Source organism: Streptomyces sp. NPDC044921 (genome assembly GCF_056432865.1).
In genome coordinates this window covers 1-21,011 of record NZ_JBWKIF010000035.1, presented here as the reverse complement: position 1 = coordinate 21,011, position 21,011 = coordinate 1, and the positions used below count along the sequence as shown (strand labels likewise).

Genomic DNA, 21,011 nt, shown 5'->3' with positions numbered 1-21,011 from the left:
GGGTCCGCCTAGGCCTCCCGCCGCACCTCGACCACCCGGAAGCGGTTGGCGACGAACGCCCCGTCGCACAGCGCCGCGCTGGCCGCCGGGTTGCCGCCCGAGCCGTGGAAGTCGGAGAACGCGGCCGTCTGGTTCACGTACACCCCGCCGGTCAGGTTCAGCGACAGCTGCGCCGCCTCCTCCAGGCACACCTCCTGCACGGCCCGCTCGACCTCGGGGTCGGTGGTGTACGCGCCGACCGTCATCGCGCCCTTCTCGCGGATGGTCCGGGCCAGCAGCTCCACCGCGTCCGTGACCGAGTCGACGGCGACGGTGAAGGACACCGGCCCGAAGCACTCGCTCATGTACGCGGCCTCCGCGTCCGGCTTGGCCCCGTCCAGCTTCACGATGACCGGCGTGCGCACGACCGCCCCGGGGAAGTCCGGGTTGGTGATCTCGCGGGAGGCCAGGGCGACCTCGCCCAGTCCCGCCGCGGCCTCCAGCCGGGCCTTCACGTCCGGGTTGACGATCGCGCCGAGCAGCGCGTTCGCCCGGGCGTCGTCGCCCAGCAGCCCGTCGACCGCCCGGGCGAGATCCGCGACGACCTCGTCGTACGACTTGGGGCCCTGGTCCGTGGTGATGCCCTCGCGCGGGATCAGCAGGTTCTGCGGGGTGGTGCACATCTGGCCGCTGTACAGGGACAGCGAGAACGCCAGGTTGGACAGCATGCCCTTGTAGTCGGACGTGGAGTGGACGACGACCGTGTTGACGCCGGCCTTCTCCGTGTAGACCTGCGCCTGGCGGGCGTTGGCCTCCAGCCAGTCGCCGAACTCGGTCGAGCCCGTGTAGTCGATGATCCGGATCTCGGGGCGCAGCGCGAGCGTCTTGGCGATGCCCTCGCCGGGCCGCTCGGCGGCCAGCGCCACCAGGTTCGGGTCGAAGCCCGCCTCGGTGAGCACCTCGCGGGCGACCTGCACGGTGAGCGCGAGCGGGAGCACCGCGCGCGGGTGCGGCTTGACCAGGACCGCGTTGCCGGTGGCGAGGGAGGCGAACAGGCCCGGGTAGCCGTTCCACGTCGGGAAGGTGTTGCAGCCGATCACCAGGGCGATGCCGCGCGGGACCGGCGTGAACTGCTTGGTCATCGCCAGCGGGTCGCGCTTGCCCTGGGGCTTGGTCCACTCGGCGTTGTCGGGCGTGCGCACCTGCTCCACGTACGCGTACGCCACCGCTTCCAGACCCCGGTCCTGGGCGTGGGGGCCGCCCGCCTGGAACGCCATCATGAAGGCCTGGCCGGAGGTGTGCATGACCGCGTGCGCGAACTCGTGCGTGCGGTCGCTGATGCGCTTGAGGATCTCCAGGCAGACCACCGCGCGCTGCTCGGCGCCCGCGTCCCGCCAGGCCCGCTGACCGGCCTTCATGGCGGGCAGCAGCACGTCGAGGTCCGCGTGCGGGTACGTCACGCCCAGGTCGATGCCGTACGGGGAGGTCTCGCCGCCCACCCAGTCGTCCGTCCCGGGCTGGCCGAGGTCGAGGCGGCTGCCGAGCAGGGCGTCGAAGGCGGCCTTGCCCGCCGCCGCGTCCAGGCTGCCGTGCTCCCCGTAGGCCTTCGGGTGCTCGGGGTGCGGGGACCAGTACGCGCGCGTGCGGATCGCTTCCAGCGCCTGGTCGAGGGTGGACCGGTGCCGGGCGATCAGCTCGTGCGCCGAGAGTGCGGCGGTCATGGGTGACCAACTCCTCGTCTCAAGAACTCCTCGTCGAGTTCATGACCTGGGCAGAAACCTGGGCGGGAACACTCGGACAGAGCTAGAGTAACCGAACGATCGGTCGGTTCAAGGGGGTCCGCCGCATCTGTGGAAAACCCCGTGCGGGAGGATCGCGCCCATGACAGCACTGGACCTCAGCAGCCCCGTGGCCGTCGTCGGCACCGGCACCATGGGCCAGGGAATCGCCCAGGTCGCGCTGGTCGCGGGCCATTCCGTACGGCTGTACGACGCCCTGGAGGGACGGGCGCGGCAGGCGGCCGACGCGATCGGGGCCCGCCTGGACCGGCTCGTCGAGAAGGAGCGGCTGACCCCCGCCGACCGGGACGCCGCCCGGGCCCGGCTGCTGCCTGCCGGGACCCTCGCCGAGCTCGCCGACTGCTCCCTGGTGGTGGAGGCGGTCCTGGAGCGGCTGGACGTCAAGCAGGAGCTGTTCCGCGAGCTGGAGACCGTCGTCGACGACGACTGCCTGCTCGCCACCAACACCTCCTCGCTGTCCGTCACCGCCATCGGGGGCGCCCTGCGCGTCCCCGGCCGCTTCGTCGGCCTGCACTTCTTCAACCCGGCCCCGCTGCTGCCGCTGGTCGAGGTCGTCTCCGGGTTCGCCACCGACGTCACGTACGCCACGCGCGCGTACGAGACCGCCCGCGCCTGGGGCAAGACGCCGGTCGCCTGCGCGGACACCCCCGGCTTCATCGTCAACCGCATCGCCCGGCCCTTCTACGCCGAGGCCTTCGCGGTGTACGAGGCGCAGGGCGCCGACCCGGCCACCATCGACGCCGTGCTGCGCGAGTCGGGCGGCTTCCGGATGGGCGCCTTCGAGCTGACCGACCTGATCGGCCAGGACGTCAACGAGTCCGTCACCCGGTCGGTCTGGGAGTCCTTCTTCCAGGACGTGCGCTTCACCCCGTCCCTCGCCCAGCGCCGCCTGGTCGAGTCCGGCCGGCTGGGCCGCAAGACGGGGCAGGGCTGGTACGACCACCGGGACGGCGCCGAACGGCCCGAGCCGGACACCGCCGAGCAGCGGCAGCCGCCCGCGTACGTGGTGGCCGAGGGGGACCTGGGCCCCGCCGCCGACCTGCTCGCGCTGATCCGCGAGGCGGGCGTCCGGGTCCGCGAGGAGGACGAGGACAACGGCACCCGGCTGGTCCTGCCGAGCGGCGGCCAGCTCGCCCTCGCCGACGGGCAGACCTCCGTGGAGTTCCGGGACGTCGTCTACTTCGACCTGGCCCTGGACTACCGCAAGGCGACCCGGATCGCCCTGTCCGCCTCCCAGGACACCGCACCGCAGACGCTCGCCGAGGCCGTCGGCCTCTTCCAGGCGCTCGGCAAGAAGGTCACCGTCATCGGCGACGTGCCCGGCATGATCGTCGCCCGCACGGTCGCCCGGATCATCGACCTCGCGCACGACGCGGTCGCCAAGGGCGTCGCCACCGAGGAGGACGTCGACACCGCGATGCGCCTCGGTGTCAACTACCCTCTGGGTCCCTTCGAGTGGAGCCGCAGGCTCGGCCGCTCCTGGGCCTACGCGCTCCTGGACGACCTGCACCTGCGCGACCCCTCGGGGCGCTACGCGCCGTCCCTCGCGCTGTACCGCCACGCCCACGCCTCCGACCAGCGGGAGGGCAACGCCTCATGACCACCGCCAGGCGCGACACCTACACCCCGGACACGCTGCTGTCCGTCGCCGTCCGGGTGTTCAACGAGCGCGGCTACGACGGCACCTCCATGGAGCACCTGTCCAAGGCGGCCGGCATCTCCAAGTCCTCGATCTACCACCACGTCACCGGCAAGGAGGAGCTGCTGCGCCGGGCCGTCAGCCGCGCCCTGGACGGCCTCTTCGGCATCCTCGACGAGGAGCCCGCGCGCGTGGGGCGCGCCGCCGAGCGCCTGGAGTACGTCGTGCGGCGCATGGTCGAGGTCCTGATAGCCGAACTGCCCTACGTGACGCTGCTGCTGCGGGTGCGCGGCAACACCGGCACCGAGCGCTGGGCCCTGGAGCGGCGCCGCGACTTCGACCACCGGGTCGCCGACCTGCTCAAGGCGGCGGCGGCCGACGGGGACGTGCGCGGCGACGTGGAGGTCCGGCTGGTGACCCGGCTGGTCTTCGGGATGATCAACTCGATCGTCGAGTGGTACCGGCCGGACGGGCGCGGGATGAACGAGCGCGAGGTGGCCGACGCGGTGGTGCAGCTGGCGTTCGGCGGGCTCCGCAAGAGCGGCTGAGCCCGCAGAACCCCGGGGTGCAGTCCCGATGGCGGAGCCCCGGCCGGGGCTGACCCCGCGAGCGCGGCCGGTTTCAGCCCTGCGGCTCCAGGTCCTCCTCCTCGAACACCAGCAGCGTGCGCGTGCTGAGCACCTCCGGGATCGCCTGGAGCCGGGTGAGCACCAGCTCGCGCAGCGACCGGTTGTCGGAGACGTGCACCAGCAGCAGTACGTCGAAGTCGCCGCCCACCAGGGCGATGTGGGAGGCGCCGGGCAGCTGTCTGAGCTGCTCGCGCACGGTGCGCCAGGAGTTCTGCACGATCTTCAGCGTGATGTACGCGGAGGTGCCCTGTCCGGCCCGCTCGTGGTCGACGCGGGCGCCGAAGCCGCGGATGACGCCGTCCTCGACGAGCCGGTTGATCCGGGCGTAGGCGTTGGCGCGCGAGACGTGGACGCGTTCGGCGACCGACCGTATGGAGGCGCGCCCGTCCGCCTGGAGCATGCGCAGGATGTCCTGGTCGACGGCGTCCAGCGGCCGGGCCGGCGGCAGCGCGCCGCCGTCGTCCCGGCTCTCGGCCATTTGTTCAGATGCCACCCGCGCCACCCTCCCCGCCATGGACGTCCTGCGTCCATCACAGGCTGTGGAGAACCGTTTGTCCACAGCCTGGGGTCACCCGTAGCCAAAATGTGCCGACGACCGAACAATCGGTAGGTGAGGCGGGTCACAGCCGACGCGCCTCCGTAGCCGCTCCCACGAGGAGGTGCCGTCATGACGGTCATGGAGCAGCGGGGCGCGTACCGGCCGGCCCCGCCGCCCGCCTGGCAGCCGCGTACCGACCCCGCACCGCTGCTGCCCGACGCGGAGCCGTACCGCGTCCTCGGCACCGAGGCGGCCGCGAAGGCCGACCCGGAGCTGCTGCGGACGCTGTACGCCCAGCTGGTCCGCGGCCGCCGCTACAACGCGCAGGCCACCGCCCTCACCAAGCAGGGCCGCCTCGCCGTCTACCCCTCCACCACCGGCCAGGAGGCCTGCGAGGTCGCCGCCGCGATGGTGCTCCAGGAGCGCGACTGGCTCTTCCCGAGCTACCGCGACACCCTCGCCGTGGTCGCCCGCGGCGTGGAGCCGGCCCAGGCGCTGACGCTGCTGCGCGGCGACTGGCACACCGGCTACGACCCGTACGAGCACCGGGTCGCCCCCCTGTCCACCCCGCTCGCCACGCAGCTGCCGCACGCCGTGGGCCTCGCGCACGCCGCCCGCCTCAAGGGCGACGACGTGGTCGCGCTGGCCATGGTCGGCGACGGCGGCACCAGCGAGGGCGACTTCCACGAGGCGCTGAACTTCGCGGCCGTCTGGCAGGCCCCGGTCGTCTTCCTCGTGCAGAACAACGGCTTCGCGATCTCCGTCCCGCTCGCCAAGCAGACCGCGGCCCCGTCGCTGGCCCACAAGGCCGTCGGCTACGGCATGCCCGGCCGGCTGGTCGACGGCAACGACGCCGCGGCCGTCCACGAGGTGCTCTCCGACGCCGTGCGCCACGCCCGCGCGGGCGGCGGCCCCACCCTCGTCGAGGCGATCACCTACCGCATGGACGCGCACACCAACGCCGACGACGCGACCCGCTACCGCGGCGACTCCGAGGTCGAGGCCTGGCGCGAGCACGACCCGATCGTTCTGCTGGAGCGCGAGCTGACCGCGCGCGGCCTGCTCGACGAGGCCGGCATCGAGGCCGCCCGCCAGGACGCCGAGACCATGGCCGCCTCCTTGCGCGAGCAGATGAACCAGGACCCGGTCCTCGACCCGATGGACCTGTTCGCCCACGTCTACGCCGAGCCCACGCCCCAGCTGCGCGAGCAGCGGGAGCAGCTGCGGGCCGAGCTGGAGGCCGAGGCCGAGGAGGGCACGCACCGATGACCACCGTCGCCGTCAAGCCGGCCACCATGGCGCAGGCCCTCACGCGCGCGCTGCGCGACGCGATGGCCGCCGACCCCGCCGTGCACGTCATGGGCGAGGACGTCGGCACCCTGGGCGGCGTCTTCCGCGTCACCGACGGACTCGCCAAGGAGTTCGGCGAGGACCGCTGCACGGACACCCCGCTGGCCGAGGCGGGCATCCTCGGCACGGCCGTCGGCATGGCCATGTACGGTTTGCGCCCGGTCGTGGAGATGCAGTTCGACGCGTTCGCCTACCCGGCGTTCGAGCAGCTGATCTCGCACGTCTCCCGGATGCGCAACCGCACCCGCGGCGCGATGCCCCTGCCGATCACCATCCGCGTCCCCTACGGCGGCGGCATCGGCGGCGTCGAGCACCACAGCGACTCCTCCGAGGCGTACTACATGGCGACCCCGGGGCTCCACGTCGTCACGCCCGCGACCGTCGCCGACGCCTACGGGCTGCTGCGCGCGTCCATCGCCTCCGACGACCCGGTCGTCTTCCTGGAGCCCAAGCGGCTGTACTGGTCGAAGGACGCCTGGAACCCGGAGGAGCCCGCGCCCGTTGAACCCATCGGCCGCGCGGTGGTGCGGCGCTCGGGCCGGAGCGCCACGCTCATCACGTACGGGCCGTCCGTACCCGTCTGCATGGAGGCGGCCGAGGCGGCCCGGGCCGAGGGCTGGGACCTCGAAGTCGTCGACCTGCGCTCCCTGGTGCCGTTCGACGACGAGACGGTGTGCGCCTCGGTACGGCGGACGGGACGCGCGGTCGTGGTCCACGAGTCGGGTTCCTTCGGGGGCCCGGGCGGGGAGATCGCGGCCCGGGTCACGGAGCGCTGCTTCCACCACCTGGAGGCGCCGGTGCTGCGTGTCGCCGGGTTCGACGTGCCGTACCCGCCGCCGATGCTGGAGCGCCACCACCTGCCCGGTGTGGACCGGATCCTGGACGCCGTGGGGCGCCTGCAGTGGGAGGCCGAGAGCTGATGGCACAGGTGCTGGAGTTCAAGCTGCCCGACCTCGGTGAGGGGCTCACCGAGGCGGAGATCGTGCGCTGGCTGGTCGAGGTCGGTGACGTCGTCGCCATCGACCAGCCGGTGGTCGAGGTCGAGACGGCCAAGGCGATGGTCGAGGTGCCCTGCCCCTACGGCGGTGTGGTCACGGCCCGCTTCGGCGAGGAGGGCCAGGAGCTGCCCGTCGGAGCCCCGCTGATCACGGTGGCGGTGGGGGAGCGGACGCCGTCCGGCGGCAGCGCGGACCCCGGCGCCGACCGTCCGTCCGGGAGCGGTGGCTCCACGGCGCCCGGAGCGGGGGCCCCATCCGGGACCGGCGCCGGGAGCCCGTCCCGCGACGGCGGCCAGGGCGCGTCCCGTGACGGCGGCCAGGGCGCGTCCCGTGACGGCGGCCAGGGCGCGTCCCGTGACGGTGGCGGCAGTTCGGGCAACGTCCTCGTCGGTTACGGCACGTCCGAGGCACCCGCACGGCGCCGCAGGGTCCGGCCGGGGCGGCCGGTGACCGGGGTCTCCGCGAGGACCGAAGCCGGTGGCGCGCGTCCCGACGCGGCGGGGAACGGCCGGGCCGGGGCGGCCCCGGGCGACGGGGCCGGCGCGGCCGGGCGGGCGGCGGCCGGTGACCCGGGCGGTCCGGTGAACGGGCAGGCGGGCGGCGTCGCCGTCGACGACGGACCCGTCCCGGTCATATCCCCCCTGGTCCGCAGGCTGGCCCGGCAGAACGGCCTCGACCTGCGCGAGCTGACCGGCTCCGGCCCGGACGGGCTGATCCTGCGCGCCGACGTGGAGTACGCGCTGCGCGCGGCGGGCCGCGGCGCCCCGGCCGCCCCGGCGGAGCCGCACGCGCCCGTGCCGCAGGCGGCGAGCGCGGCCGGTGCCGCCCGTGCCGCGGGCCCGGCCGCCCCCGTGACCCGGTCCTTTGCGACCACGGCCCCCGGCGAGATCCGCACACCCCTCAAGGGCGTCCGCGGCGCCGTCGCCGACAAGCTGGCGCGCAGCCGCCGGGAGATCCCGGACGCGACCTGCTGGGTGGACGCGGACGCCACGGAGCTGATGCGGGCCCGCGCGGCCATGAACGCGGCCGGAGGCCCCAAGATCTCCCTCCTGGCCCTGCTGGCCCGGATCTGCACCGCCGCTCTCGCGCGCTTCCCGGAGCTCAACTCCACGGTGGACACGGAGGCCAGGGAGATCGTCCGGTTCGACCACGTGCACCTGGGCTTCGCGGCGCAGACCGACCGCGGGCTCGTCGTGCCGGTCGTACGGGACGCGCACGCGCGGGACGCCGAGTCGCTGACGGCCGAGTTCGCCCGGCTGACCGAGGCGGGCCGGGCCGGGACGCTGACACCGGCGGACCTGACCGGCGGGACCTTCACGCTGAACAACTACGGCGTCTTCGGCGTCGACGGCTCCACGCCGATCATCAACCACCCCGAGGCCGCCATGCTCGGCGTCGGCCGCATCGTCCCCAAGCCCTGGGTGCACGAGGGCGAGCTCGCGGTGCGCCAGGTCGTCCAGCTCTCGCTCACCTTCGACCACCGGGTGTGCGACGGTGGCGTGGCCGGCGGTTTCCTCCGCTACGTGGCGGACTGTGTGGAACAGCCGGCGGTGCTGCTGCGGACGCTGTGATTCCTGTTCCTCCGCGAGCCGCTGCCCGTGATCGTGTCGCTTCCCCCGCGTTCCGTGTGATCGCGGGGGCACGCATACTCGGGGGGTGACCGCACACCAGTACCCCGGCGCGCCCGGTGCCACGACCGGCCCCGGGCAGCGAGCCGAGCCGGCCGCGTACGACGCCGTCGTGCTCGCGGGCGGCGCCGCCCGGCGTCTGGGCGGCGCGGACAAGCCCGGCGTGCGCGTGGGCGGGCGGCCCCTGCTCGACCGGGTGCTCGCGGCCTGCGCGGGCGCCGGCACCACCGTCGTCGTCGCCGCGCCCCGGCCGACCGCGCGGCCGGTGACCTGGGCCCGCGAGGACCCGCCCGGCGGCGGCCCGCTCGCCGCGCTCGACGCCGGACTGCGGCACACCACCGCCGAGCACGTCCTGGTGGTCTCCGCCGACCTGCCGTTCCTCGGCGAGCGGACCGTGGGGCGGCTCCTGGACACGCTCCGCGCGAGCGACGCCGACGGCGTGCTGCTGACCGATCCCGACGGCCGCGACCAGCCGCTCGTGGCCGCGTACCGCGCGCCGCGCCTGCGCGGGACGCTCGCGCGCCTCACCGCCCGGCACGGCTCCGCGCACGGTCTTGCGCTGCGGCGCCTCGTCGCCGAGCTGCACCTCACCCGCATCGCCGACCCCGTCGCGTCCTTCGACTGCGACACCTGGGACGACATCGCCACCGCCAGGGCACGCATCAGGGAGCATGGGCACGTGTTGGATGAATGGATTTCCGCCGTCAAGGACGAACTGGGCATCGACCTCGACGTCGACGCCCGGGGCCTGCTCGACCTCGCCCGCGACGCCGCGCACTCCGTGGACAGGCCCGCGGCGCCGCTGACCACCTTCCTCGTCGGCTACGCGGCCGCACGGGCGGGCGGTGGCCCGGAAGCGGTCGCCGAGGCCGCCCGCAAGGCCGCGGCGCTCGCGGCGCGCTGGGCCGAGGAGACCACCGCCGACGCCGCGTCCTCCGCCGCCACCGCGCCCCCTGCCGCCCGGGCCGACGTCGCCCCCGACGCCACCCCCGACACCAGGCCGGACGCCGGATGACCCCGCCCGGCAGCCGCACCGGTGAGGACGCCGAGGACCTCGACGTCGAGGAGGTGCTCGCCCTCGTGAACGACAGTCACGGCCACCACGCGCGCGGCCCCGCCGGCCGGGGCGATACGTACGGTCCCGCCGCCTCCCACCGGCAGGACAGCACCGCCCACCGGCAGGACACCCCTGTCCCCCACCGGCAGGACTCCCCCGCCGCCTCCGACCGCCACCGCGCCACCCCCTGGCCGGAGGCCCGCGCCGTCGCCGAACGGGCCGCGCGCGGTGCCGTCCGGGCCGCCCGCCGCGCCCCTGTCTCCGTGCCGCTGGGCGCCGCCCTCGGCCTCACCCTGGCCACCCCGCTCGACGCCCTCACCGACCTCCCCTCCTTCGACACCTCCGCGATGGACGGCTGGGCGGTCGCCGGTCCCGCCCCGTGGGCGGTCCGGGAGGAAGGCGTCCTGGCCGGGCAGACCGGCCCGGCGCCCCTCACCGACGGCGAGGCCGTACCCATCGCCACCGGCGCGCGCATCCCCCCGGACACCACCGCCGTCCTGCGCTCCGAGCACGGCCGCACCGACGACAAGGGCCGCCTCTACCCGACCCGGGACGTCATGACCGGCCAGGACATCCGCCCGCGCGGCCAGGAATGCCGCACCGGTGACCAGCTCCTGCCCGTCGGCACCCTCGTCACCCCGGCCGTGCTCGGGCTCGCCGCGGCGGCCGGATACGACACCGTCACCGCCGTCCCGCGCCCCCGGGCCGACGTCCTGGTCCTCGGCGACGAGCTGCTCGCCGAAGGGCTGCCGCACGACGGGCTGATCCGGGACGCCCTCGGCCCGATGCTGCCGCCCTGGCTGCGGGCGCTCGGCGCCGAGATCACCGCCGTACGGCGCGTCCGCGACGACGCCGACGCCCTGCACGAGGCGATCGGCACCTCCGAGGCCGACATCGTCGTCACCACCGGAGGCACCGCTGCGGGCCCCGTCGACCATGTCCACCCCACCTTGCGCCGGCTCGGCGCCGAACTCCTCGTCGACGGCGTCACGGTGCGGCCCGGGCACCCCATGCTGCTGGCGCGCACCACGGAGACCCAGCACCTCGTCGGGCTGCCGGGCAACCCGCTCGCCGCCGTCTCCGGGCTGCTGACGCTCGCCGAACCGCTGCTGCGGATCCTCGCCGCCCGCCCGGCCCCGGAGACCTACACCCTGCCGCTGCGGGACGGCGTCCAGGGCCACCCGTACGACACGCGGCTCGTCCCCGTCGCCCTGCGCGGCGACCAGGCGGTGCCGCTGCACTACAACGGCCCGGCCATGCTGCGCGGCATCGCCGCTGCCGACGCTCTGGCCGTCGTGCCGCCCGGCGGCGCACGTCCCGGGCAGGAGACGGAACTGCTGGACCTGCCCTGGGCGTCCGCAGGAATCGGGGTGTGTTTCACGTGAAACTTCCGGGCCAGGACGCGATCGCCCGCCAGGCCGACGAGCATCTGGTGACCCATCGGGTGAGCCTTCCGAGGAAGGTGGTGGAGCATCCGCTCCGCCAGGTCTCCAAACGGCTCTCCATCGCCCTGCTGGTCCTGATCGCGACCGCCCTGATCGTCTACGCCGACCGCGACGGCTACAACGACAACGCGGGCGGAGGGATCAGCCTCCTCGACGCGTTCTACTACGCGACCGTCACCCTCTCCACCACCGGATACGGTGACATCACGCCGGCCAGTGAAAGCGCCCGGCTCACCAACATCCTCGTCGTCACGCCCCTGCGCGTGCTCTTCCTGATCATCCTGGTCGGTACCACCCTCGAAGCCCTCACCGAGCGCACCCGTGAGGAGTGGCGACTGACCCGCTGGAGGTCCACCTTGCGCGACCACACCGTCGTCATCGGCTTCGGCACCAAGGGCCGGTCGGCGATCCAAACCGTCTGCGCGACGGGGCTGAAGAAGGAACAGGTGGTCGTGGTGGACCCCAGTTCCAAGGTGATCGACGCGGCGACCGCCGAGGGGTACGCGGGCATCGTCGGGGACGCGACCCGCAGCGAGGTGCTGAAGCGGGCCGAGGTGCACAAGGCGCGCCAGATCATCATCGCCACCCAGCGCGACGACACGGCGGTGCTGGTGGCGCTGACGGCCCGGCAGCTCAACCGCGGGGCGAAGATCGTGGCCGCGGTGCGCGAGGAGGAGAACGCGCCGCTGCTCAAGCAGTCCGGCGCCGACGCCGTCATCACCAGCGCCAGCGCCGCCGGCCGGCTGCTCGGCCTCTCCGTGCTGAGCCCTTCCGCGGGCATGGTCATGGAGGACCTCATCCACCAGGGCAGCGGCCTCGACATCGTCGAACGCCCGGTCGTCAAGGCCGAGGTGGGCAAGACGCCGCGCGAGGTCGCCGACCTGGTGGTCAGCGTGATACGCGGGCACCGGGTGCTCGGGTACGACGACCCGGCCGTGGGGAAGCTGGAGCTGACCGACCGTCTCATCACGATCGTCCGCAAGACACCGGCGACCCAGGTCACCCCCGACATCAGGCCCATGCACCGCGGCGGCTGACGGCGACCGACGGCGCCCCCGGCACCGGACACGCGACCGGCCCCCGCGCACGAGGTGCGTGCGCGGGGGCCGGCCGCGTGTCCCGGCGTCACTTCCGGTTGTACAGCCGCATCGTGACCGGCCCGAAGACCAGCACGAACAGCCCGGCCCAGCCCAGCGTCCAGGCGACCTCGCCGGCCGGCCAGTCGCCGGCCATCAGCCCCCGCACCGCCGACGCCAGGTGCGTGACGGGGCTGTTGTTGACGAACGCCTGCAGCCAGCCCGGCATCGTCCTCGGGTCGACGAAGACGTTCGACAGGAAGGTGAGCGGGAAGATCACCATCATGCTGACGCCCATCACCGACTTCTCGGTGCGCAGCAGCAGCCCGAACATCGTCCAGATCCACGAGAAGGCGAACGAGAACAGCACCAGCAGCGCGATCCCGGCGAGTACGCCCCCGACCCCGCCGTCCGCCCGGTAGCCGAGGATCATGCCGACGGTCAGCATCACGACCGAGGCGATCGTGTACCGCAGGGCGTCGCCGAGGAGGTAGCCGACCATCGTCGAGGGCCGCCAGATCGGCAGGCTGCGGAACCGGTCGAAGACGCCCTTCTCGATGTCGGTGTTCACCGAGACGCCCGTGTACATCGTGATCATCACGACCGACATCACGAGGATGCCCGGCAGCAGGAACTGGATGTACTCCTGCGGCGAGCCGGCCAGCGCCCCGCCGAACAGGTACGTGTACATCAGCACCATCATGATCGGGAACGCCGTGACGTCGAAGAGCTGCTCCGGCACGTGCTTGATCTTCAGGATGGCCCGCCAGCCGAAGGTCATCGACGCCGACCAGGCGCTGGGGCGCGGCGGCCGCTCCCTGGCGATGAGCAGCGCGGCGAGGGACTCGGTGCTGACGGGGGCGAGTTCCTTGCTCTCTGTGGTCGTCGCGGTGCTCATGCCGCCACCTCGTCCTTCGGGTCGGTGGAGTGGTCGCCGGGGTGCCCCGGCGAGTCGTGCGTGTCGTGCCCGGTGAGGGCGAGGAACACCTCGTCCAGGCTGGGCTGGCCCAGGGAGAAGTTGTCGACCGTGATCCCGGCGCGGGCCAGCTCGCTCAGCGCGCGGGCGGCCTGCTCGGCGGCGGAGTCGTCGCTCGCCGCCGTGCCGAGGCGGGCGGTCAGGGCGACCTGGTCGGGCTCCAGCTGCACCCGCGCGTCGAGGGTCCGGCGCAGCAGGTCGGCCGCGAGGGGCCGCTGGCCGGCCTCGCGCAGCCGCAGGTGGACGGATCCGGCGCCCACGGACGACTTGAGCTCGCCCTTGGTGCCCTCGGCGATCACCCGGCCGCGGTCGATGACGGCGATCCGGGACGCCAACTGGTCCGCCTCGTCCAGGTACTGCGTGGTCAGCAGCACGGTGGTGCCCTGGGCGACCACCGCCCGCACGATCTCCCACACCTGGTTGCGGCTGCGCGGGTCCAGGCCGGTCGTCGGCTCGTCCAGGAAGAGCAGGTCGGGGGTGTTGAGGATGGACGCGGCGATGTCGATCCGGCGCCGCATACCGCCCGAGTACTGCTTGACCTGCTTGCCCGCCGCCTCCGTGAGCCCGAAGGCCTCCAGCAGCTGTGCGGCGCGGTCCCGGGCGGCCTTCTTGTGGTGGCCGAGGAGCCGGCCCAGCAGGACCAGGTTCTCCGTGCCGGTGAGGTCCTCGTCGACCGAGGCGTACTGGCCGGTGAGGCTCACCCGGCCGCGCACCTCGTCGGCCTCCCGGACGACGTCGTGCCCGAAGACGTGCGCCTGCCCGCCGTCCGGTCGCAGGAGGGTGGCGAGCATCTTCACGGTGGTGGTCTTGCCGGCGCCGTTCGGGCCGAGGACGCCGTAGACCGTGCCCGCGGGCACGGCCAGGTCGACTCCGTCTACGGCCCTCGTCTCGCCGAACGTCTTCACCAGCCCCGCGGTCTCGATCGCCAGGCCGGACGTCTGCGTGCTCATGCTTCGGGTCCTTCCGTGCACGGTGGCTACGCATGGGGAGACCTTCACGGTGGCGCAAACTCATCGGTCCCGCACACCGGTTTTCGCGAGGACCGGACCAACGACCCAGCCGGCACCGGTCCCGGGACGGACCGGACTCGGTCCCGGGACCTGGGGGTAGCGTCCCCTTCATGTATGCGATCACGATTCCCGAACCCGGTGGTCCCGAGGCGCTGGTCTGGGACGAGGTCCCCGATCCCGTGCCCGGCGAGGGCGAGGTCCTGGTCGAGGTGACGGCCGGGGCCGTCAACCGCGCCGACCTCCTGCAGCGGCAGGGCTTCTACGACCCGCCGCCCGGCGCGTCCCCGTACCCCGGCCTGGAGTGCTCCGGGCGCGTCGCCGGGCTGGGCCCCGGCGTCTCCGGCTGGAACGTCGGCGACGAGGTGTGCGCGCTGCTGGCCGGCGGCGGCTACGCCGAGAGGGTGGCCGTCCCGGCCGGGCAGCTGCTGCCCGTGCCCGAGGGCGTGGACCTGAAGCAGGCCGCGGCGCTGCCCGAGGTGGTCTGCACGGTCTGGTCGAACGTCTTCATGGTCGCCCACCTGCGCCCCGGCGAGACGCTGCTCGTGCACGGCGGGTCCAGCGGCATCGGCACCATGGCCATCCAGCTGGCCAAGGCCGTCGGCGCCCGGGTCGCCGTCACGGCCGGCACCGAGGAGAAGCTGGAGCGGTGCGCCGAACTGGGCGCGGACATCCTGATCAACTACCGCGAGCAGGACTTCGTCGACGAGGTCAGGAAGGCCACGGACGGAGCCGGGGCCGACGTCGTCCTCGACAACATGGGCGCCAAGTACCTGGAGCGCAACGTCAGGGCGCTCGCGGTCAACGGCCGGCTGGCGATCATCGGCATGCAGGGCGGCGTCAAGGGCGAGCTGAACATCGGGGCCCTGCTCGCCAAGCGCGCCGCCATCACCGCCACGTCGCTGCGGGCCCGGCCGAAGGAGGAGAAGGCCGCCATCGTCGCGGCCGTCCGCGAACACGTCTGGCCGCTGTTCGCCACGGGCCGGGTGCGCCCGGTCGTCGACCGGGAGCTGCCGATGCCGCAGGCGGCCGCCGCCCACCGGATCGTGGAGGAGAGCGGCCACATCGGCAAGGTGCTGCTGATCACGCCGCAGGGCGCCTAGAAGGGCCCCGGGCGCCGCAGCCGGAGGCCGACGAACGCGAGGGCGAGGCCGAGGCCGATCAGCACCAGCCCGCTGCCCAGCGGCAGGATCCGCAGGACCGGGCCGACGGGACGGTCGGCGCGGGCGGCGGCGGCCTCCCGCACGGGCGGCTCCGCCGGTGATGTGGGCAGCGGGAGGGCCTCCCGGGGCGGCTCGGGCGCGGTGGCCCGGTCGGTGGCGTCCGGCTCCTCCCCGGTGCTCTCCGGCCGCCCCGGCCGCTGCCGCCCCTCGCCCGCCCGGCTGCCGGCCCTGGAGGGCTCCCCCGTCCCTGACGGGGCGGACGGGGCGGCGACGGCTCCCGCCCCGGCCTCCTCGCCGTACGCCGGGACGGCCCCGTACGGTGAGACGAGCGCACCCGCCCCCAGGGCGACCACCAGTCCGGCCGTCCGCAGTGCGCGTAGCCATGGAGTCACGGGGGTGACCCCCTCCCGCCGTGCCCGGTGGGGCGGAAACGGCACGTTCGGTCATGTCGAGGCCATCAGCCTCACACCGCCCCGCCCGCGCGGCACTCCAGGTTCGGCCGACGGGCGGAATCGCGGGCGGTGCGCCGGGGTTCCGGCCCTCACCCGGGAGGGGGAACCGTTCGCCGGGAAGCAACCCGGCGCCCGGGCGGCACGTCTCCTCCGACACGGTGGATCAGCCTCAGCCGGGGGCACCACACAGGTGAGGTGCAGGCGTGCGAGAGAATGGCGGCATGGAGATGCCGAGGAAAGAAAGGTCGCCGGAGAACCCGCAGATCCTGGTCGTGGGCCAGGACGGCATGGCGCTCGGTGGCGGCTCAGACGAGGACTCCCGCGAGACCCCGGTCACGGAGCAGGTGGAGCAGCCCGCGAAGGTCATGCGGATCGGCAGCATGATCAAGCAGCTGCTGGAGGAGGTGCGCGCGGCTCCCCTCGACGAGGCCAGCCGGGTCCGGCTCAAGGAGATCCACGCCAGCTCGGTGAAGGAGCTGGAGGACGGTCTGGCACCCGAGCTGGTCGAGGAGCTGGAGCGGCTTTCCCTGCCCTTCACGGACGAGGCGACCCCCAGCGACGCGGAACTGCGCATCGCGCAGGCCCAGCTGGTCGGCTGGCTGGAGGGTCTCTTCCACGGGATCCAGACGACGCTGTTCGCGCAGCAGATGGCGGCGCGCGCCCAGCTGGAGCAGATGCGCCGCGCCCTCCCGCCCGGCGTGGTGCACGAGGGCCTCGACGAGCAGCACCCCGGCGGCCGGTCCGGCGGCCCGTACCTGTAGACCTCCGGCATAGCTCCACGGACGAAAGGGCCCGGCGGCCGGAGCCGCCGGGCCCTTCCTCGTGTCCGTACCGCCCGGGTCAGGACGGGGGGTTGCCCGTCGAGACGTTCAGCTCGATCGTCGGCATGTCGTCCGGGTCGACGTCGGTGCCCTTGGACGGGAACTGGTTCATGACCGTCCCCTCGCCGTAGGTGTTCTCGTCGACGTTCTTGGTGTCGATCTGCCAGCCGGCCGCCTGGGCGCAGGCCTTGACGGACTGGATGTTCTTGAACTTGAAGTCCGGGACCTCGATCTTCTCGGGGTCGTTGTACGACTCCCGCGGCTCCGTGCACTCCTCGGGCTCGATCGTCTTGGTCGGGTCCGGGCCGCGGTAGCCGGGCTTCTTCTCCGCGGACGCCGACGCGCTGGGGCTGCTGCCGCCGCCCTTGTCGTCCTCGCCGCCGCCGGTCAGGAGCAGCGCCGTGACCAGGCCGCCGACCGCGAGGACGGACACGACGACCGAGCCGATGACCACCGGCTTGTTGCTCCGGCCGTCGCCCGAGGACGCGGTCCCGGACTGGGGCGTCAGGTTGTACGGCGGCGGCGTCGACGGCCCGGGCTGCGGGGAGTACGCGGCCGGGTTCGGCGTCGGGTAGCCGCCCTGCTGCGGGTAGCCGTAGGCCGGGGAGGGGGCCGGGGTGCCGTACGGGTTGGGCGGCGGGGCCGGCTGGTACGGCGTCTGCACCTGGCCCGAGGGGGCCGGGGTCGCCTGGTCGACCGGCGGGAACACGGCCGAGCCGACGCCCGCGCCGCTCGGGGCCTGCGCGCCCGGCACGATGCTCGGCGGCGCGGCCTGGAAGGACGCCGCCACCCGCAGGCACTCGCCGCGCATGGCCTCCGCGCTCGGGAAGCGCTCGTTCGGGTTCTTCTTCAGCGCGCGGGCGATCAGCGCGTCCACGGCCGGGGGCAGCGCGCGGTTGACCGAGGAGGCGACCGGCGGCTCCTCCTGGACGTGCGCGTACGCGATGGCCAGCGGCGAGTCGGCGTCGAACGGCAGCCGCCCGGTGACCAGCTGGAACAGCATGATGCCGACCGAGTACAGGTCGGAGCGGGCGTCGACGCCGCGGCCGAGGGCCTGTTCCGGCGAGAGGTACTGCGGGGTGCCGACGACCATGCCGGTCTGCGTCATCGACGTCACACCGGACTGCATGGCGCGGGCGATGCCGAAGTCCATGACCTTGACCACACCGCGCTTGGTCATCATCACGTTGCCCGGCTTGATGTCCCGGTGGACCAGGCCCATCTCGTGGCTGATCTCCAGGGCCGCGAGCACGTCGGCGGTGATCTTCAGCGCCTTGTCGGCGGGCATCGCGCCCTGCTGCCGGACGTCCTCGTCGAGCACCGAGCCGAGCGGACGGCCCTCGACGTACTCCATGACGATGTACGGCGTCGTCATGCCGTCGAGGGTGTCCTCGCCGGTGTCGAAGACCGAGACGATGTTGGTGTGCGTGAGCTTGGCCACGGACTGGGCCTCGCGGCGGAACCGCTCGCGGAAGGCCTGCTCCCGGCCGAGGTCCGTGTGGAGTGTCTTGATGGCGACCTGCCGGTCGAGCACGCTGTCGTACGCGAGGTGCACCGAGGCCATGCCGCCCTGGCCGAGCAGGTCACGCAGCTGATAGCGGCCGTTGGCCAGCGCCCGTCCCGTGTACTGGCCCTGTGCGCCGTCCTGGCTCATGTTCCCCGTCCCCCGTAGCCCCTGCAGGCGCCGCCGCTGTCGCTGATCCGTCGTTGATCCAAACCGCCATTCCCGGCCAAGTCTGCCCCAGGGCACTGACACGTCAAGCTCGGTGCCCGTTCCGTGACCGTACGCGAAAGAAGCGTCGCGGAAGCGTTACAGCGGGCGTACGGCCGGTACACGGAATTTGCACGACAGTACGGAGTGAAGGTTTCATGGCCCGTCCGTCTCGTGCCGGTCCTGCCACCCGTCCCGGACCGGAGGCTTGCGCAGAGGCTGTAGCGTGGCCGACGGAGACCGTAACAACACCGCGCGCACCGCGGGCAGAAACGACGGCGAGGACTGATGGCACAGCAGCAGCGCGCTCAGGGCCCGTCCGACCCCGAGGCGACTGGCGGCGGCATGTCGGACGCGCCGGAGTCCTGGGGGAACGGCGGGCTGGTCGGGGACGGCCGGTACCGGCTGACCCGCAGACTCGGCCGGGGCGGCATGGCCGAGGTGTTCGCCGCCGAGGACGTCCGCCTCGGGCGCACCGTCGCCGTCAAGCTGCTCCGCTCCGACCTCGCCGAGGACCCGGTGTCCAAGGCGCGCTTCACGCGCGAGGCCCAGTCGGTCGCGGGCCTCAACCACCACGCGATCGTCGCGGTGTACGACTCCGGCGAGGACTTCGTCGGCGGCCAGTCCGTGCCGTACATCGTCATGGAGCTGGTCGAGGGCCGCACCATCCGCGACCTGCTGATGAACGCCGAGGCGCCCGGCCCCGAGCAGGCGCTGATCATCGTCTCCGGCGTCCTGGAGGCGCTCGCGTATTCGCACCAGCACGGCATCGTGCACCGCGACATCAAGCCCGCCAACGTCATCATCACGCACAACGGCGCCGTGAAGGTGATGGACTTCGGCATCGCCCGCGCCCTGCACGGCGCGTCCACGACGATGACGCAGACCGGCATGGTCATGGGCACCCCGCAGTACCTCTCGCCCGAGCAGGCCCTCGGCAAGGCCGTCGACCACCGCTCCGACCTGTACGCCACGGGCTGCCTGCTCTACGAGCTCCTCTCGCTGCGCCCGCCCTTCACCGGCGAGACCCCGCTGTCGGTGGTCTACCAGCACGTCCAGGACATCCCGACCCCGCCGTCCGAGGCCTCCGACGCCTGCCCGCCGGAGCTGGACGGCCTGGTCATGCGCTCCCTCGCCAAGGACCCCGACGACCGGTTCCAGACGGCCGAGGAGATGCGCGGGCTGGTCCAGTACGCGCTGCAGATGCTCTACGACCAGGGCGGCCACACCGGCACCTGGAACACCGGGCCGGTCGACATGCACGAGGGCCGGCACACCCCCTCGGCCGGTTTCGCCGGCACGGCCGTGATGGGCCACCCCGGGGACGCCTCCGGCACCACGCAGATCCCCTCGCCCATCCTGCCCGCGGGCTACGGCAACGGCGACGACGGCGGCTTCGAGGGGCAGGGCAACCGGGGCGGCGGCCGGGGCAAGCTGTGGATCCTCGCCGTGCTCGCGGTGATCGCCGTCGCCGCGGGCGTCGCGCTGGCCCTGCAGACCACCGGCGACACCAAGGACGACCCGAGCAAGAAGCAGTCGCCGACCTCCTCGCAGACGACCGAGGACAAGACGCCCAGCGAGACGCCGAGCGACGAGGCGACCGACGAGCCGACCGACACGTCGCCGGACGACGGCACCGGCACGGGCAACGGCAACGGCAACTGGACGCCGTCGTACACCCCGTCCTACACGCCGTCGCAGAGCGCCCCCCAGTCGCCGACCGGCGAGCCGACGCGCGAGCCGACCAGCGAGGAGCCGACGGGCGAGCCGACCGACGAGGAGCCCACGGACCCGGGCGGCACACCGACCGGTGACGCGGCGGGCGGCACCGACGCCGGCACCACGACCGGCGTCGTCGGCGGCCCGGGCGGCGAGGGCGGCGGCTGACCGCCGGGGGAAAACGCATGATCCACGCGCGCGTGGGGCCCGGCGACGGGACCCACGCGCGCGTGCCGTTCGGGCACGCGCGCAGAAGAACTCTTCCCGTGACCTGGGTCACCGGGTTAACGTGCGGTAGCTCCGGCCTCCTGCAAGGCTGTGACCAGGGCCCCTTCGCCGCCTTCCCGATTTACTTGGATATCCAAGCAAAATCGCAGGTCAGAGGGGGTTTCACAGAAATGTGGCGCACTGGGTAACGTGCTTTCTGCAGGGCGCTCGCCGGGGCACCTGTCACGCCTGTTCCCGGCCGAGTGGCACCCACCCCGTGTCCCGTGGGCCGAGAACAGGTGAGCCGCACTGGCCTACCGGCAACCCCGGGGGCCGGACCGACGGAGGAGCACACGTGACCGTGGAGAGCACTGCCGCGCGCACACCGCGACGCAGCGCCGGAAGCAAGGCCGGCGCCACCGGCACCAAGCGCACCACCCGCACCACCGCCAAGAAGGACGCCGGCGCGAAGGACACCGAGCCCCAGCTCGTGCAGCTGCTGACGCCCGAGGGCGAGCGCGTCAAGAACGCCGAGTTCGACACGTACGTCGCCGGTGTCACCCCGGAAGAGCTCCGCGGCCTCTACCGCGACATGGTGCTCACCCGCCGCTTCGACGCCGAGGCCACCGCCCTGCAGCGCCAGGGCGAGCTGGGCCTGTGGGCCTCGCTGCTCGGCCAGGAGGCCGCCCAGATCGGCTCCGGACGGGCCCTGCGCGACGACGACTACGTCTTCCCGACCTACCGCGAGCACGGCGTCGCCTGGTGCCGCGGGGTGGACCCGACCAACCTGCTCGGCATGTTCCGCGGGGTGAACAAC

18 protein-coding genes are annotated in these 21,011 nt (G+C 73.4%); 12 read left to right on the top strand and 6 right to left on the bottom strand.

From position 1 onward, the window contains the following. Positions 1-8 precede the first annotated feature (8 nt). The gene (gene paaN / locus AC07DA_RS34710; protein WP_479132223.1) at positions 9-1,700 is read right to left on the bottom strand and encodes a phenylacetic acid degradation protein PaaN; all 1,692 of its coding nucleotides are present in this window, start codon (positions 1,698-1,700) and stop codon (positions 9-11) included. Positions 1,701-1,860: 160 nt separating this feature from the next. Between paaN and AC07DA_RS34705 the strand changes: the two genes are divergently transcribed. Both AC07DA_RS34705 and AC07DA_RS34700 read left to right on the top strand, forming a co-directional pair. Further along, positions 1,861-3,378: a 3-hydroxyacyl-CoA dehydrogenase gene (locus AC07DA_RS34705; RefSeq protein WP_479132222.1), complete on the top strand. Its 1,518-nt coding sequence runs from the start codon at positions 1,861-1,863 to the stop codon at positions 3,376-3,378. Beyond that, on the top strand, positions 3,375-3,965 hold the full coding sequence (locus AC07DA_RS34700; RefSeq protein WP_479132221.1) for a TetR/AcrR family transcriptional regulator: 591 nt from the start codon (positions 3,375-3,377) through the stop codon (positions 3,963-3,965). The genes AC07DA_RS34705 and AC07DA_RS34700 overlap by 4 nt, the downstream gene beginning before the upstream one ends. Positions 3,966-4,038: 73 nt before the next feature. Here AC07DA_RS34700 and AC07DA_RS34695 read toward each other — a convergent pair whose 3' ends face one another. Then, positions 4,039-4,524, bottom strand: a complete 486-nt coding sequence (locus tag AC07DA_RS34695) for an Lrp/AsnC family transcriptional regulator (protein ID WP_479132255.1) — start codon at positions 4,522-4,524, stop codon at positions 4,039-4,041. A gap of 189 nt (positions 4,525-4,713) precedes the next feature. On the opposite strand from AC07DA_RS34695, the gene pdhA reads away from it, so the two are divergent. The 6 genes from pdhA (at position 4,714) to AC07DA_RS34665 (ending at position 12,099) form a co-directional block, all read left to right on the top strand. Beyond that, complete coding sequence (gene pdhA, locus AC07DA_RS34690; protein ID WP_479132220.1) at positions 4,714-5,853, top strand: pyruvate dehydrogenase (acetyl-transferring) E1 component subunit alpha; 1,140 nt, start codon at positions 4,714-4,716, stop codon at positions 5,851-5,853. Next, positions 5,850-6,854: an alpha-ketoacid dehydrogenase subunit beta gene (locus AC07DA_RS34685; RefSeq protein WP_479132219.1), complete on the top strand. Its 1,005-nt coding sequence runs from the start codon at positions 5,850-5,852 to the stop codon at positions 6,852-6,854. Before pdhA ends, AC07DA_RS34685 begins: the two co-directional genes overlap by 4 nt. Further along, positions 6,854-8,503 carry a dihydrolipoamide acetyltransferase family protein gene (locus AC07DA_RS34680; RefSeq protein WP_479132218.1) on the top strand — a complete coding sequence of 550 codons (1,650 nt, stop codon included), beginning with the start codon at positions 6,854-6,856 and terminating at the stop codon, positions 8,501-8,503. Before AC07DA_RS34685 ends, AC07DA_RS34680 begins: the two co-directional genes overlap by 1 nt. A gap of 85 nt (positions 8,504-8,588) precedes the next feature. Further along, a complete protein-coding gene (locus tag AC07DA_RS34675; RefSeq protein WP_479132217.1) occupies positions 8,589-9,575 on the top strand; it encodes an NTP transferase domain-containing protein in 987 nt (328 codons plus the stop codon). Next, the gene (locus AC07DA_RS34670) at positions 9,572-11,002 is read left to right on the top strand and encodes a molybdopterin molybdotransferase MoeA (RefSeq protein WP_479132215.1); all 1,431 of its coding nucleotides are present in this window, start codon (positions 9,572-9,574) and stop codon (positions 11,000-11,002) included. Before AC07DA_RS34675 ends, AC07DA_RS34670 begins: the two co-directional genes overlap by 4 nt. Continuing rightward, positions 10,999-12,099: a potassium channel family protein gene (locus tag AC07DA_RS34665; RefSeq protein ID WP_479132214.1), complete on the top strand. Its 1,101-nt coding sequence runs from the start codon at positions 10,999-11,001 to the stop codon at positions 12,097-12,099. Before AC07DA_RS34670 ends, AC07DA_RS34665 begins: the two co-directional genes overlap by 4 nt. Before the next feature lie 88 nt (positions 12,100-12,187). On the opposite strand, the gene AC07DA_RS34660 is transcribed toward AC07DA_RS34665, so the two are convergent. Further along, positions 12,188-13,036 carry an ABC transporter permease gene (locus AC07DA_RS34660; protein WP_479132213.1) on the bottom strand — a complete coding sequence of 283 codons (849 nt, stop codon included), beginning with the start codon at positions 13,034-13,036 and terminating at the stop codon, positions 12,188-12,190. Continuing rightward, a complete protein-coding gene (locus tag AC07DA_RS34655) occupies positions 13,033-14,064 on the bottom strand; it encodes an ATP-binding cassette domain-containing protein (protein ID WP_479132212.1) in 1,032 nt (343 codons plus the stop codon). Before AC07DA_RS34655 ends, AC07DA_RS34660 begins: the two co-directional genes overlap by 4 nt. A 170-nt stretch (positions 14,065-14,234) precedes the next feature. On the opposite strand from AC07DA_RS34655, the gene AC07DA_RS34650 reads away from it, so the two are divergent. Beyond that, on the top strand, positions 14,235-15,224 hold the full coding sequence (locus AC07DA_RS34650) for an NAD(P)H-quinone oxidoreductase (RefSeq protein WP_479132211.1): 990 nt from the start codon (positions 14,235-14,237) through the stop codon (positions 15,222-15,224). Here AC07DA_RS34650 and AC07DA_RS34645 read toward each other — a convergent pair. After that, complete coding sequence (locus AC07DA_RS34645) at positions 15,221-15,676, bottom strand: hypothetical protein (protein ID WP_479132210.1); 456 nt, start codon at positions 15,674-15,676, stop codon at positions 15,221-15,223. The two genes, AC07DA_RS34650 and AC07DA_RS34645, sit on opposite strands and share 4 nt — an antisense overlap. A 281-nt stretch (positions 15,677-15,957) precedes the next feature. On the opposite strand from AC07DA_RS34645, the gene AC07DA_RS34640 reads away from it, so the two are divergent. After that, the gene (locus AC07DA_RS34640; RefSeq protein WP_479132209.1) at positions 15,958-16,497 is read left to right on the top strand and encodes a bacterial proteasome activator family protein; all 540 of its coding nucleotides are present in this window, start codon (positions 15,958-15,960) and stop codon (positions 16,495-16,497) included. Between the two features lie 79 nt (positions 16,498-16,576). On the opposite strand, the gene AC07DA_RS34635 is transcribed toward AC07DA_RS34640, so the two are convergent. Further along, entirely contained in the window at positions 16,577-18,211 is a 1,635-nt protein-coding gene (locus AC07DA_RS34635; RefSeq protein ID WP_479132208.1) for a protein kinase domain-containing protein, read from the bottom strand. Between the two features lie 345 nt (positions 18,212-18,556). Between AC07DA_RS34635 and AC07DA_RS34630 the strand changes: the two genes are divergently transcribed. Together AC07DA_RS34630 and AC07DA_RS34625 are read left to right on the top strand one after the other, a co-directional pair. Then, complete coding sequence (locus tag AC07DA_RS34630) at positions 18,557-20,155, top strand: protein kinase domain-containing protein (RefSeq protein WP_479132207.1); 1,599 nt, start codon at positions 18,557-18,559, stop codon at positions 20,153-20,155. Between the two features lie 394 nt (positions 20,156-20,549). Then, positions 20,550-21,011, top strand: a 462-nt coding sequence (locus AC07DA_RS34625; RefSeq protein ID WP_479132206.1) for a thiamine pyrophosphate-dependent enzyme, incomplete at its 3' end; no start/stop codon positions are given.

Coding starts and splice junctions, on each gene's coding strand:
- AC07DA_RS34700 (WP_479132221.1), top strand. CDS start 3,375: ATGACCACCGCCAGGCGCGACACCTACACCCCGGACACGCTGCTGTCC.
- AC07DA_RS34705 (WP_479132222.1), top strand. CDS start 1,861: ATGACAGCACTGGACCTCAGCAGCCCCGTGGCCGTCGTCGGCACCGGC.
- paaN (WP_479132223.1), bottom strand. CDS start 1,700: ATGACCGCCGCACTCTCGGCGCACGAGCTGATCGCCCGGCACCGGTCC.
- AC07DA_RS34655 (WP_479132212.1), bottom strand. CDS start 14,064: ATGAGCACGCAGACGTCCGGCCTGGCGATCGAGACCGCGGGGCTGGTG.
- AC07DA_RS34685 (WP_479132219.1), top strand. CDS start 5,850: ATGACCACCGTCGCCGTCAAGCCGGCCACCATGGCGCAGGCCCTCACG.
- pdhA (WP_479132220.1), top strand. CDS start 4,714: ATGACGGTCATGGAGCAGCGGGGCGCGTACCGGCCGGCCCCGCCGCCC.
- AC07DA_RS34630 (WP_479132207.1), top strand. CDS start 18,557: ATGGCACAGCAGCAGCGCGCTCAGGGCCCGTCCGACCCCGAGGCGACT.
- AC07DA_RS34660 (WP_479132213.1), bottom strand. CDS start 13,036: ATGAGCACCGCGACGACCACAGAGAGCAAGGAACTCGCCCCCGTCAGC.
- AC07DA_RS34670 (WP_479132215.1), top strand. CDS start 9,572: ATGACCCCGCCCGGCAGCCGCACCGGTGAGGACGCCGAGGACCTCGAC.
- AC07DA_RS34640 (WP_479132209.1), top strand. CDS start 15,958: ATGGAGATGCCGAGGAAAGAAAGGTCGCCGGAGAACCCGCAGATCCTG.
- AC07DA_RS34680 (WP_479132218.1), top strand. CDS start 6,854: ATGGCACAGGTGCTGGAGTTCAAGCTGCCCGACCTCGGTGAGGGGCTC.
- AC07DA_RS34650 (WP_479132211.1), top strand. CDS start 14,235: ATGTATGCGATCACGATTCCCGAACCCGGTGGTCCCGAGGCGCTGGTC.
- AC07DA_RS34635 (WP_479132208.1), bottom strand. CDS start 18,211: ATGAGCCAGGACGGCGCACAGGGCCAGTACACGGGACGGGCGCTGGCC.
- AC07DA_RS34695 (WP_479132255.1), bottom strand. CDS start 4,524: ATGGCCGAGAGCCGGGACGACGGCGGCGCGCTGCCGCCGGCCCGGCCG.